Here is a 12,369-nt window from a genome sequence, read left to right as displayed (position 1 = left end):
ATAGTTCAGGATGAAAATGCGCAGATTGTAACTATAATTGGATAAAAATAACCAAGCCGCCAATAACAGCTCAGTGAAAGTTAACACCTTTATCGACGAAAAAGCGCAACAGCTGTGTTACTACCTAAGAGGTTTCTGGGGTAACCAGGTTGTGTATGCAGAGCTAGAACTGTTCTTCTGGGATATCCTGGAGGAATGGAGTCAGGTGGATTACGATCTGGACCAGCCCTACACCGACAAAGAGCGCGCCTTCTGGCATATGCTGCATCAGATGCACTTCTGGGATGCCGAACGGTTAATGTTTGATGACGAGCTGGTTGATGAGCTTCAGCGCTGTGCCACCTTTCTGGAAGGTCAGGGTCAGTATCCGTCTGATTGCGTAGGTATTCGTCCTTAAGTCATTGTCGCAGTGGATGCCGACGCCTGTCGTATCCCTCTCTTTATCATCTTTTCCTCAACAGTTTATCCGGCATGTCTTCATTAGCTAATACGTTTCGTGTTTTTCAGGATAAGCGCCTGCTGAGCGTTTTCCTGTTTGGTATTTCCAGTGGCTTTCCGTTTGTCATGATCGGCTCAGTAATAACGGCATGGCTGTCTGACGAAGGCTTGTCCCGGGCTGGTATCGGTCTGTTCGGCATCATCTTTAATGTGTATGCCGTAAATTTTTTATGGTCACCGCTTTTAGACAGGATACGTCTGCCCTGGCTGGGATTACGGCGCGGCTGGATTCTGGCCATGCAACTGGCCATTGCCGGATGCTGCTTGCTGATGGCCCAGCTGGATGTGACAAACAACCTATACTTTATGGCGCTAATTGGGCTGCTGATCGCTATTTTCTCTGCCACGCAGGATATTGCCATTGATGCATACCGTATCGACATTATCGCTGATCACGAAAAAGACCAGTTATCCGCCGCCTCCTCACTGGCCACGGCAGGTTGGTGGACCGGTTACGGCGGGTTAGGTGCCATTCCGTTTATTGTGGCTGACCAGCCCGGCACAGGCTGGCCTGACATCTACCTGCTGCTTGGCGCCCTGATGGGCGTCATTGCGCTGTTTACCCTGATGGCTAAAGAGCCGCAGGTGGATCGCAGCGCTCAGCAGAAGGCGGCGTTTGCCCGCTACCAGCAGGCAACCGGTCATGCCCGTACCACCGGTAGTGCTATAATTGCCTGGCTGGGAGTGACACTGATTGAACCGTTTCGTGAGTTTTTCAATCGCAGCGGGGTGCGGATTGCAGTTTCTATTCTGCTGTTTATCTTCCTGTTTAAATTGGGTGAAGCCTTTCTAGGCCGGATGAGTGTCGTCTTTTATAAAGAAATCGGCTTTAGTAATTCAGACATCGGTTATTATTCCAAACTACTCAACTGGTGGGTATCGATTGTTTTTTCGATTATCGGTGGCATGGTCAATATTCGCTACGGTATTTACCGGGGGCTGATGATTGCCGGGTTCGCCATGGCGGCCAGTAACCTGATGTTTGCCTGGATTGCGCAGGTTGGGCCGGACACTACCCTGTTTGCAGCCACCATCGTGGTGGACGGGTTCACCTCGGCCTGGAGCTCGGTGGCCATGGTCGCGTTTATCAGCCTGATGTGTAACCGGGCATTTTCGGCTTCACAGTATGCGCTGATGGCCTCGCTCAGTGTAGCGGGCAAAAATACCCTGGCTTCAGGTAGTGGCTGGATGGTCGATATGATGGGCGGCAACTGGAGTTTGTTTTTTATTATTACTGCTGTCATGGTCCTTCCCGGCTTACTGGTACTACGGCACTTAAAGCAAGACATCGCCAGCGCAGAGAAAAAAGTCAGCGACCCCCAAATAAGCTGACAAACTGACAGATTCACTCTATCTTTGATCTAAATAAAAAAAGTAGTGTGTATCTATGGTTTCAGCAAAACAGCTCCGGGCATTAATTAGCCGTACCTACATTATTGCCATCGGGGTGATTGCCCTGCTCACCACCATTTTTTTTGCCTATAACCACTACCTGCTGCAAAGCCTGGATTTGCAGCCAACGGTGATTAATATCGCCGGTAAACAGCGTATGTTGTCGCAGCGCATTGCCTTGTTGCATACCTCAATTTATTACGAATCGAATGAAGCCAAACGGCGACCGTTAAAAAACGAGCTAAAAGCACTGGCCCTGATGCTGGCAACAGACCATGAGCGCCTGATTGGTAGCAAAGCTTTTGATGATGGCAGTCATAACAGACTGACCAATGAGCTGGATGCACATTATTTTGGTGATCGTCAGCCGTTAGATATTCAGGTCAAACTGTTTGCCGAACGGGCTGTACGGATTGCTGAAAGCCGTCCGAACACCCCTATACCTCCCCCTCCGACTTATGAGGAGCTTAAGGAACTGCTCAGCATGCTGGATACCTCTGTACGGCTGTTTGAGCAGAACCTGACGAATGCTATTACGGACAACCGACAGTTTTCATTTATGGTTTACCTGCTCATTCTTACCGCGATGCTACTGAGTGTGTTTAAGCTCTTCAAGCCACTTGAAAATTTAGTATTTAAACATTACCGCGAAGCGACCGATGCGCGGTTTGATGCCAGCCGGCAGCGCGCACAAGCCAGTGCTGCAGCCAAAGCTAAGGCAGAATTTCTGACCCGGATGAGCCATGAACTGCGCTCGCCACTGGCGGCCGTTATCGGGGCCCTTGAGCTACTTCCCCACAGTCAGACCAGGCAGGCCGATTTGATCAGTAAAGCAGAGCATTCCTGTTACCGTCTGTTACATCTGTCAGGCAACCTGATTGATTCTATGAGCGACTCTGAAAGTCACCCCACGTCCGGGGTTGATACCTTTGATCTGGTCAAGGTCATCGATGACGCCGTCGGCCCCTTTGTTTACCAGGCTCGCCAGAAAGAGTTACACCTGTCGATAAAATGTCAGGGTACGCTGCCCCGGTTTGTCTGCGGGCCGGCAGAAGCCATCTCCAAGGCGTTGAAAAACCTGGTGGATAATGCCATCAAATATACCGAATTTGGTGAGGTGATTATTAAGGTTTCAGTCAAGCCAGAGCGGCGCCGGCTGGCACTGCGTATCACTGTCTCAGACACCGGTCCGGGTATTCCTGAGGCAGAACAGGACACCATTTTTAATCCCTTTGTACAGGGCCAGTACGCCGCAGACCATCACATCAGCGGTATGGGAATCGGGCTGTCAGTTGCCCGCCATCAGATTACCTCGCACGGTGGCAGCCTGACCGTGGAAGGCCGGCAGATTCGCGGCAGCCGGTTTGTGCTGACCATGCCGCTCAAAGAAGCCGCTCCGCTTGCCACACGCCCTCAAAGTACACCAGTCGGTACGGTCAGATTTGCCATTATCGATGATATGGAGATATCCAGACTGCATCTGGCCAATATCATCACCGGTCTGGGTTATGAGGTGGACACCTTTGCCTCAGGCACCGAACTACTCACCCGGCAGGATAACATCAGTCAGTATAAGGCTCTGATACTGGATTTCTTTATGCCCGGGTTATCCGGCGCTGAACTGTCAGCCAATTTACAGACCATGTACGCCGATGCAGTACCACCGATTATCTTTGTCTCAGCCACACCAGCCATTGCCAATTTGGCCAGCCATACCCGTCTGCCAGTATGGCAGACCTTTGTGAAACCGATTGATCAGGAACGTTTTGCTGACGCTATCAGGCATCTGGCCACCGATACACAGCCAGTGCAGACAACCCGGCAAGCCAGCGTTCTGATAGTTGAAGATGAACCGATAAATCGCGAACTGATGCAAAACATGCTAACCACGATGAACTTCAACATAAAAGCTGCCGCCAACGGCGAAGAAGCGCTGACCCTATGCCAGCGCCAGCAGTTTGATGTCATATTGCTGGACATTAACCTGCCTGATTTCAGTGGAATTGAGGTGGCTCGTCGTTTACGCCAGCAGGGCTGTGCTGCCACAATGGTGGCGGTGACAGCAAATGCTTTTGAAACCGATAAAGAAGCCACCCGGGCGGCGCATATCCGCTATCACCTGGTAAAACCGGTAAGCTATCAGGAATTGTACAATACTATTCGCCAGGCGCTGCTGCCTGGCTAATCAGGCGATCGCGGCGACACGAGCCTGATTACGGCCGTTGTGCTTGGCATCATACAAAGCCATATCGGCCTGTTCAAGCCACAACATGGCTGAACTGTATTCACGGTTAAACTCTGCCAGCCCCAGGCTGACCGTAAAGGTAATGGCCTGCCCTTCGTGCTCTACCTGCATACTCTCTGCGGCGCTGCGAATACGTTCTGCCACCAGTAAAGATGTATCAGCAGTACTGTCAGACAACACCACAGCAAACTCCTCACCGCCATAACGACCGGCCAGGTCGGTTTCCCTCACACTTTGCTGTAAAATTGAGGACAGTGCCTGAATGACCTTGTCTCCAGCCTGATGGCCGTAGGCATCATTAATTTTTTTGAAATGATCGATATCCAGCATCATCGCGGTCACCGGCTGCTCACGGCGACGAGCCAGCTTGAAGGTATTATCAAAGCGCTCCTGCCAGTAGCGTCGGTTGTACAGCCCGGTCAGGCCATCTACCCGGCTCATGTATTTCAGTTCATCGTTAAGTCGATCCACCCGCAGTTTGCCAATCGCCTGATCCGTCACATCATAAACCAGCATACACAGCCGCTGCACGGTGCCATCGGCATCACTTAACGGAAACATGGTGACATTCTGGTACATATGGGTGGAGTCTGACGTGATAGGCCGGTTAGACCCGAAGTGAAACAGATACGGGCGCTGCTCCCAGATCAAAAACACCGGGCTTTGCAGGTTAAATACCGGCTCGGCCTTAGCTTTGAGCCAGCCTTCGTTAATTTCATCAAAATGGCCAAACAGGTTGCTACCGATAATTTGGCTGGGCCGGATATCAGAATGGTTTTCCATAAACTGATTCCACACCTGAACCGTAAAGTGGCGGTCAAGCACCACAATACCCACTTCCAGTGAACTGAGTAGATCCTGCTGCCAGTGCAGCGTTGCAACGTTATCCATATTCATGCAAGCGCCTCCTCGCCGGTCACCAGACGACTGTAAATTTTATCCATGGCTTCATCGGGAAACAGCAGCAATAGATCAAAACCAATATCCCGGGATTTAATCGAATAGCCTATTTCCACAGCCATAATTTTATTCCAGCGTGAAATATTGTCGTTGAGCAGCACTTCCAATCCCCGGTGACGGCCCAGTAAAATAGGCTGACTGTGGCTGAAATTCACATTGAGCTGATCAGAAAGTGCATTGAGACAAGCGCCGGTCAGAATGTTTGAGACATCCATCAACGCTTCTAACTGCAACTGCTCTGAATGCTGATTGGTATCATACTGCAGCATTTCCAGAATCGGCTGGGTGTTAGTGTCATTGAAAATCACCAGGGCTTCGCCTTTAATGCCTGCGTTGACAAACCCTTTGGATACCGCCGAAACCTGATCATTACGGTTAATATCAGCGATGGCCATATGCAGTTCATTGCTTTCAATAAGATTAACATTGGGAATAGGTAAATCAATAAACTCGCCCAGTAACCGGGCCAGCTTTTCACCGGCGCGTCCCATGGCCACATTCACCAACTCCCGGTAGGCGTCAATGTAGTCATCTTCATTACCAGCCGGACTGGCCACTTCCTGCTGGCGCTCGTGCGCCGAGGCCACGCCACTGTACAGACCATACTCTTTAAGCAGACTCGTCAGCTTCTGATTGTCCATGGGCTTGCGGATAAATTCCAGTGCCCCCAGGTTCAGCATACGTTTACGGGCTTCAGGCTGAACATCCCCGGACACCACAATGACAACACAAGGCAGGTCTTCGGCGCGAATCGCTTCCATGGTCTGATAGCCGTCCAGCACCGGCATATTCAAATCCAGAAAAACCACGTCTCCTTTGCCCTGTCTAATCAACTCCAGCGCCTGCTTACCGTCGCTGGCAAATGACAGGGAAACATCCCAGCCATCAGGTATGGAGCGAGCCATTTGCTTACGGGCGAAGGCTGAGTCATCACAGATGAGTACCGGAGTGCTCATAATTCTACTTCCTATATTGCGACCGGTGCCTTGATATGCGGGTGGGCCTGATAATCCGCTAATGTAAAGTCTTCATAGGTAAAACCAAAAATGTCCTTCACTGCCGGATTAATTTTCATTACCGGCCGCGCATAAGGCGTTCGGCTTAACTGTAAATCGGTTTGCTCCAGATGATTCAGATATAAGTGCGCATCGCCCAGCGTATGAATAAAATCGCCGGGCTCCAGGTCGCAGACCTGCGCCACCATCATGGTTAGCAGGGCGTAGCTGGCAATATTAAACGGTACACCTAAAAAGATATCGCCACTGCGCTGATATAGCTGACAGGACAAACGTCCGTCAATCACATAAAACTGAAACATAGTATGACATGGCGGTAAGGCCTGTTTACCCTGCGCGGCATTCGCGCTGGGTGAGATGCCAGTGTCTGGCAGCACAGCCGGGTTCCAGGCACTGACAATCAGACGCCGGGAGTCGGGATTGGTTTTAATCTGTTCCACAACCTGGGCAATCTGATCAATAGTAGTGCCATCAGGTGTGGGCCAGCTGCGCCACTGCGCGCCATAAACTGGCCCAAGCTCACCCTCTTCGGTGGCCCACTCATCCCATATTTTTACGCCGTGCTCTTTGAGATAGCCGATATTGGTATCGCCATTTAAAAACCACAACAGCTCGTGAATAATCGACTTAAGATGACATTTTTTGGTCGTGACCAGGGGAAATCCCTCGGCCAGATTAAATCGCATTTGATAGCCGAACACACTGAGCGTGCCGGTCCCTGTCCGGTCTTCTTTTTTAAATCCATTGTCGCGGACGTGCCGCATCAGGGTTAAATACTCTTTCATGCTTTATTGCTCTGGTTGTTCGTTGTCACAGTAGATTGCTGGCGATAGGCGCGCACCATCAGCCACAGGCCCAGTCCAATCATAGGAATACACAGCATTTGTCCCTGACTCAGACCAATGTCATACAGACCCAGGTGTGCATCAGGCTCACGGAAAAATTCAACGATGAAACGGAAAGCGCCGTACCCCAGCAAAAACAGACCACTAACAGCCCCGACAGGTCGAGGCTTGGCCGAATATAGCCAGAGTATGATAAACAGCAATACCCCTTCAAGGGCGAATTCGTATAGTTGTGACGGATGGCGCGGCACATTGCCCGCGTTGGGGAAAATAATTGCCCAGGGAACATCGGTGGTGCGCCCCCACAGTTCGGCATTCAGGAAGTTACCAATGCGGCCGGCGCCCAGACCAATCGGCACCAGCGGGGCCACAAAGTCACCCACCTGCAAAAAGGTGCTGTTCATTTTTCTGGCCCGCCAGTACATGGCCACCAGCACACCGATTAATCCGCCGTGGAAGGACATGCCCCCGGCCCAGATTTTAAACAGATAGGCAGGTTCTGCCAGAAACAGTTCAAACTGATAAAACAACACGTAACCGATACGGCCGCCTAAAATCACCCCCACAAAGCTCCAGAACAGCAGGTCGCTGAGCTGCTCTTTGCTCCAGCTGGTATTCTCCAGACGTTTGTGCGCCAGTAAATAAGCTGCCACAAAGCCCACCAGATACATCAGCCCATACCAACGTACATGCAACGGCCCGAGACTAAAAATTATCGGGTCGATGTTAGGAAAAACCAGAAAACTATTTTCCACCATGGTTTATTCAATTCCTGCAATCATTCGAATACTGACCAGCACCAGAAGCCCGGCCAGTATTTTTTTTAAAAATCCGGTATCCATACGCTGCCCCAGTTTTGCACCGATGCTGGCAGTAAATACCGAAGTGACAACAATACCTGCTAATGCAGGCAAATAAACATACCCTACCGACCAGTCGGGTAACCCGGGCCGGTTCAGTCCGGCCAGAACAAAACTGACGGTGCCAAACACCGCGATCACCAGTCCGCTGAAGGCAGCGCAGCCAATCGCCTTGCGAATGTTAACCTGCAACCAGACCAGCAGTGGCACCAACAGGGCGCCACCGCCAATGCCCATCAGTGCACTAAAAAAGCCCGTGCCGCCTCCCACTGCCACCAGACTAGCCTTGCCGGCCTGATAGGAAGACGCTGATGTCCGGCCAAAGATCATCTGGGCGGCAATCAGTATCACCAGCACCGCAAAGATATCTTTAAGCAGATGGCCAGGCATATGACTGGCTGCCTGCGCCCCTAAAGTGGCGCCCACGGCGATGCCTGCCGAACACCAGCTGACCAGCTGGCGGTCAATGTTACCTAACCGGTAGTGCGCCAGCGCTGAAGAGGCGCCGGTAAAAATAATCGTGGCCAGCGATGTGGCAACGGCAATCGGCATCACCAGAGCAGTATCCATATGCTGAACATGTACCAGCAAGTAAGAAATGGCCGGTACAATAATCAGCCCGCCGCCAATACCCAGCATGCCAGCGAGTAAACCAACCACTGCCCCTACTGCCAGGCAGGCAACCATGACGATGGTAACCGGATCCATAAATTACGTCCTTTTATCTCGCGCGCAGTGATTCGCACTGCGATTAGCGGCAGCCAGATTAACACACTATTGAAAGCTTGCAGACAGACAGGCTGATAAATCAACGGTTACTCAGGTTGGCTGGATGTTCCGGCTTAGGAGCCGGCACGGACCAACCCGCCAAGTCCCTTGTTTTCCAGGTACAGATTGATATGTTCAAATACTTCGCTGTAGGTGTGGGCGGTTAATGCACAAGCTAGCAACTCCTGGCTCTCAGTCAGGCTGACATTGCGGATCACCCAGTTGATTTTTCGTATGTTGTGCGCATTCATGCTCAGGCGGCGATACCCCATAGCCATCAGCAAAATGGCACCGCCCGGTTCGCCGGCAATTTCACCACACACGGTCACCGGAATTTGCTGGGCATCAGACTGCTTTACAATATCATACAGTGCACTGAGTACGGCCGGATGATAGCTGTTATATAGCCCGGCAACCCGGGTATTATTGCGATCAACAGCCAGCAGATACTGGGTCAAATCGTTACTACCCACCGAGAAAAAGTCGACATGGCGGGCCAGCTGCGGCAATTGATACAGCACCGAGGGCACTTCAAGCATGATCCCCACTCGCGGCCGGTGTAGCGGCTCACTGCCCGCGGGCAGCTCATCACTGACTTCACGGAACGCCTGACTGATTAAGCGCTGGGCTTCCTGCACTTCGTTGACCGAGCTTATCATCGGCAGCAAAATCTGCAGGTTAGTCAGCCCCACACTGGCTTTCAGCATGGCGCGGATCTGGACCAGAAAAATATCCGGATGATCGAGCGTTAGCCGGATACCACGCCAGCCCAGAAACGGGTTTTCTTCGTTTATCGGAAAGTATGGCAGGGGTTTGTCGCCGCCCACATCCAGGGTACGCATGGTCACCTGCTGATGCGAAACACAGGTCAGCACTTCCCGGTAAAGCTTAATCTGTTCTTTTTCTGACGGAAAACTTTCGCGCAGCATAAACGGAATTTCAGTGCGATACAGGCCAATTCCGTTCCCCTGACTGCGGGCTGCGGTTTCCACCTCCACCGACAGACCGGCATTAACCAATAAAGACATGGTACAGCCATCCTGGCTTTGCGCGGGCTGATCAGACTCAGCATCAATTTTTTCGGCCAGGCTTCCCTCTTCGGCCACCAGATGCACAAACTCATTTTTATAATGGCGCTCTGGCGATACGATGACATCACCGGCATAACCGTCCAGCAGAATTTCCTTGCCTTCAAGCAGGCTGGGCGACACATTCTGACACCCCATAACCGCCGGCACGCCCATTGCCCGGGCCAGAATAGCGGCGTGGGAGTTATTCGAGCCACGAATGGAAATAATACCTTTGAGGAACTCGCGGGGAAATTCAGCCAGCATGGTTGCAGAGACTTCCTCAGCCACCAGAATGCTATCTTCTGTGGCTTTGCGCAGCTGACTTTTGGTACCGTTGGTCTGCAGTAAAATATTGGCCAGAATTCGATTTGATAAATCGACGATATCGATGGCCCGCTCCTGCATGTACGGGTCGTCCATCGCCTGAAAACGCGCCGCGTAGTCTTCAATCACCATTTTCAGCGATGAGCCGGCACACCACTGCTGCTGAATCTTAGCCTCGACCTCCCGGCCCAGACTGTTGGCATCCAGAAGGTGATGATAAAGCTGGAATATGGCTTTAACGTCATCGGGAATCCCCTCATCCAGGCGACTGGATAATTCGTCCACCTGCTTACGGGTAATCTCTACCGCCTGACGATAAAGCTGAACTTCACGGGCCAGATCGGTCGCCCGTTTTACCGAAAAACGGCGCAAATCAACTGTAGAATCAGAGGAGAAACCTCGCCCTATGGCAAGCCCAGGAGAGCCGGGAATCCCTTTTACATTACGCTGCTGCGGTATGCTGTTGGGCGTGCTGGCATTAGTCAGGGCGCCGCGAATATCCGCATTGGTGATTTCCAATGCCAGTTGCGCGGCCAGTGTAACCAGAAACGCTTCTTCATCTTCATCAAAAAAGCGCTTCTGCGACTGCTGCATGGTGATAACACCCAGCACTTTTCGTTGATGTATGATGGGCGTGCCTAAAAAAGCGCGGTAGTTTTCTTCATGTACCTCAGGATAGTGCTTGAAGCGGGGATGCTCGTGGGCATTTTCAATATTGAGCGGTTCTTCGCGCTGGCCCACCAATCCGATCAGGCCTTCGGAAAAACCAATCAAAACCTGATCGATAGCATCGGGGTGCAGGCCGTCGGTGGCTTTGAGTACAAACACCTGCTGCTCGTAGTCTGCCAGGTAAATCGAGCAGGAGTCGACCTCCATGACCTGTTTTACGCGAGTTGCCAGCCGTGCCAGAGCCTGCGACAAAGCCGGGAGCTGCGTGATCTCCTGCACGATGCGCTTAAGTGTTGTAAGCATACTGCCCTGGCTTGCCACCTGATTGTTCTCCTACTGTTATCCTCTGCGTCGTTTACGCGGCCGGCGGGCATGATTATTGCGCTCAGCACGACCTGCGCCGGTCATGGCGGTAGCTGCAAACTCTTTCATTACCTTACGGTATACATCCCGTTTAAACGACACCACATTTCTAACCGGATACCAGTAGCTCACCCAGCGCCAGTCATCAAATTCCGGATGACCGGTTTTCAGAACGTCAACATCGTTATCCTGGCAATCCAGTTGCAATAAAAACCATTTTTGTTTTTGCCCTATACAAACCGGATTACTGCCCTGGCGAATCAGTCGCTTGGGCAATTTGTATCGCAACCAGTTGCGGGTAACTCCAAGGACGGTAACGTCTTTGGGTCGTAGCCCTACTTCTTCGTGCAACTCCCTGTACATTGCTTGTTCTGCAGTTTCCCCTTCATCAATTCCGCCTTGTGGAAACTGCCATGAATGTTGACCATAACGTCTTGCCCAAAATACTTGACCGTTTTTGTTGCAAATCACTATGCCCACATTCGCACGGAATCCGTCGGCATCTATCACTTAGACTCCCGGGCACGCTTTATTTTTGTATTCTAGCATTTGACCATAAACTGTTGCCCATTCAAAGTATTAATGGTATTTGACCATTTTCAAACCACAGCCGGCCCCTTACCGTAGTGATAAAAACACCGCGCCAGGCCAGTAGAATCAACTTTTTGAGTAACAGGATCCGACGTGCAGCCACCTTCGCTTCCCCCGTCCAGCATTGATGAATTATTAGCCCGCTGCCAGCAAATTGCCGGTTTATCACTGGGCGAACTGGCGGAGCTGGCCGGTGTTCAGGTACCGGCCAGCCTGCAGCGACATAAAGGCTGGCAGGGGCAACTGCTGGAATTGTGGCTGGGCGCATCAGCCGGCTCACGCCCGCAGCAGGATTTTCCTGAGCTGGGCGTGGAGCTGAAAACCGTTCCCATTGATGCCCATTGGCAGCCCATTGAAACCACCTATGTATGCTATGCGCCGCTGTTAAACCGGCCGGGAATCCGCTGGCAGACCAGCAATGTCAGAAATAAGCTCTCGCAGGTATTATGGCTGCCGGTGGAAGGTGACCGCAAAATTCCGGTAGCCCAGCGCAGGGTCGCCAACGCTCTGCTGTGGCGACCGGACGAACAGGAAGAGGCCCTGCTGCAAAAAGACTGGGAAGAACTGACTGAGATGATAGTGCTGGGGCAGATAGAGCAGATTACCGCCAGGCATGGCAACGCGTTGCACATCCGTCCCAAGGCCGCGAATGGCAGCGTGCAGACCGATGCACTGGGACCGGAAGGACAAAAAATTCGTACCCGCCCCCGGGGGTTTTACCTGCGCAAAACCTTCACCCAGCGCATTCTGACAAGTGCATTTGGCTAG

At 51.8% G+C, this 12,369-nt stretch carries 11 protein-coding genes; 4 read left to right on the top strand and 7 right to left on the bottom strand.

All coding sequences use genetic code 11. The features are described 5' to 3' along the window. Positions 1–37: 37 nt before the first annotated feature. The 3 genes from EZV72_RS02680 to EZV72_RS02670 all read left to right on the top strand — a co-directional run bounded on the left by EZV72_RS02680 (position 38) and on the right by EZV72_RS02670 (position 4,075). A complete protein-coding gene (locus tag EZV72_RS02680) occupies positions 38–397 on the top strand; it encodes a hypothetical protein (protein WP_408640827.1) in 360 nt (119 codons plus the stop codon). A gap of 74 nt (positions 398–471) precedes the next feature. Further along, complete coding sequence (locus tag EZV72_RS02675) at positions 472–1,830, top strand: AmpG family muropeptide MFS transporter (RefSeq protein ID WP_137165782.1); 1,359 nt, start codon at positions 472–474, stop codon at positions 1,828–1,830. Positions 1,831–1,885: 55 nt separating this feature from the next. Beyond that, positions 1,886–4,075 carry a response regulator gene (locus EZV72_RS02670; protein ID WP_137165781.1) on the top strand — a complete coding sequence of 730 codons (2,190 nt, stop codon included), beginning with the start codon at positions 1,886–1,888 and terminating at the stop codon, positions 4,073–4,075. On the opposite strand, the gene EZV72_RS02665 is transcribed toward EZV72_RS02670, so the two are convergent. The 7 genes from EZV72_RS02665 to rppH all read right to left on the bottom strand — a co-directional run bounded on the left by EZV72_RS02665 (position 4,076) and on the right by rppH (position 11,520). Continuing rightward, positions 4,076–5,032: a sensor domain-containing diguanylate cyclase gene (locus EZV72_RS02665; protein ID WP_137165780.1), complete on the bottom strand. Its 957-nt coding sequence runs from the start codon at positions 5,030–5,032 to the stop codon at positions 4,076–4,078. After that, complete coding sequence (locus EZV72_RS02660) at positions 5,029–6,051, bottom strand: response regulator (RefSeq protein WP_137165779.1); 1,023 nt, start codon at positions 6,049–6,051, stop codon at positions 5,029–5,031. Before EZV72_RS02660 ends, EZV72_RS02665 begins: the two co-directional genes overlap by 4 nt. A gap of 11 nt (positions 6,052–6,062) precedes the next feature. Continuing rightward, positions 6,063–6,896: a thymidylate synthase gene (locus EZV72_RS02655; protein WP_137165778.1), complete on the bottom strand. Its 834-nt coding sequence runs from the start codon at positions 6,894–6,896 to the stop codon at positions 6,063–6,065. After that, a complete protein-coding gene (gene lgt / locus EZV72_RS02650) occupies positions 6,893–7,714 on the bottom strand; it encodes a prolipoprotein diacylglyceryl transferase (RefSeq protein WP_137165777.1) in 822 nt (273 codons plus the stop codon). The genes EZV72_RS02655 and lgt overlap by 4 nt, the downstream gene beginning before the upstream one ends. 3 nt (positions 7,715–7,717) lie before the next feature. Next, the gene (locus tag EZV72_RS02645; protein WP_137165776.1) at positions 7,718–8,524 is read right to left on the bottom strand and encodes a sulfite exporter TauE/SafE family protein; all 807 of its coding nucleotides are present in this window, start codon (positions 8,522–8,524) and stop codon (positions 7,718–7,720) included. 134 nt (positions 8,525–8,658) lie between these two features. Continuing rightward, positions 8,659–10,950 (bottom strand): phosphoenolpyruvate--protein phosphotransferase, encoded by a 2,292-nt coding sequence (ptsP, locus tag EZV72_RS02640; protein ID WP_137165775.1) that lies wholly within the window; start codon positions 10,948–10,950, stop codon positions 8,659–8,661. Positions 10,951–10,986: 36 nt separating this feature from the next. Next, a complete protein-coding gene (gene rppH / locus EZV72_RS02635) occupies positions 10,987–11,520 on the bottom strand; it encodes an RNA pyrophosphohydrolase (RefSeq protein WP_137165774.1) in 534 nt (177 codons plus the stop codon). Positions 11,521–11,694: 174 nt separating this feature from the next. Between rppH and mutH the strand changes: the two genes are divergently transcribed. Continuing rightward, positions 11,695–12,369: a DNA mismatch repair endonuclease MutH gene (gene mutH, locus EZV72_RS02630; RefSeq protein ID WP_137165773.1), complete on the top strand. Its 675-nt coding sequence runs from the start codon at positions 11,695–11,697 to the stop codon at positions 12,367–12,369.

This window comes from Salinimonas lutimaris (assembly GCF_005222225.1).
In the GTDB taxonomy this organism is placed as follows: Bacteria; Pseudomonadota; Gammaproteobacteria; order Enterobacterales; family Alteromonadaceae; genus Alteromonas; species Alteromonas lutimaris.
The sequence above is the reverse complement of the archived record's forward strand: the minus strand, read 5'-3'. Positions and strand labels throughout refer to the sequence as shown.

What these genes read in the sequence shown, in the direction of transcription:
- EZV72_RS02675 (WP_137165782.1), top strand. Translation starts at nt 472, where the DNA reads ATGTCTTCATTAGCTAATACGTTTCGTGTTTTTCAGGATAAGCGCCTG.
- EZV72_RS02670 (WP_137165781.1), top strand. Translation starts at nt 1,886, where the DNA reads ATGGTTTCAGCAAAACAGCTCCGGGCATTAATTAGCCGTACCTACATT.
- EZV72_RS02665 (WP_137165780.1), bottom strand. Translation starts at nt 5,032, where the DNA reads ATGAATATGGATAACGTTGCAACGCTGCACTGGCAGCAGGATCTACTC.
- EZV72_RS02660 (WP_137165779.1), bottom strand. Translation starts at nt 6,051, where the DNA reads ATGAGCACTCCGGTACTCATCTGTGATGACTCAGCCTTCGCCCGTAAG.
- EZV72_RS02655 (WP_137165778.1), bottom strand. Translation starts at nt 6,896, where the DNA reads ATGAAAGAGTATTTAACCCTGATGCGGCACGTCCGCGACAATGGATTT.
- lgt (WP_137165777.1), bottom strand. Translation starts at nt 7,714, where the DNA reads ATGGTGGAAAATAGTTTTCTGGTTTTTCCTAACATCGACCCGATAATT.
- EZV72_RS02645 (WP_137165776.1), bottom strand. Translation starts at nt 8,524, where the DNA reads ATGGATCCGGTTACCATCGTCATGGTTGCCTGCCTGGCAGTAGGGGCA.
- ptsP (WP_137165775.1), bottom strand. Translation starts at nt 10,950, where the DNA reads ATGCTTACAACACTTAAGCGCATCGTGCAGGAGATCACGCAGCTCCCG.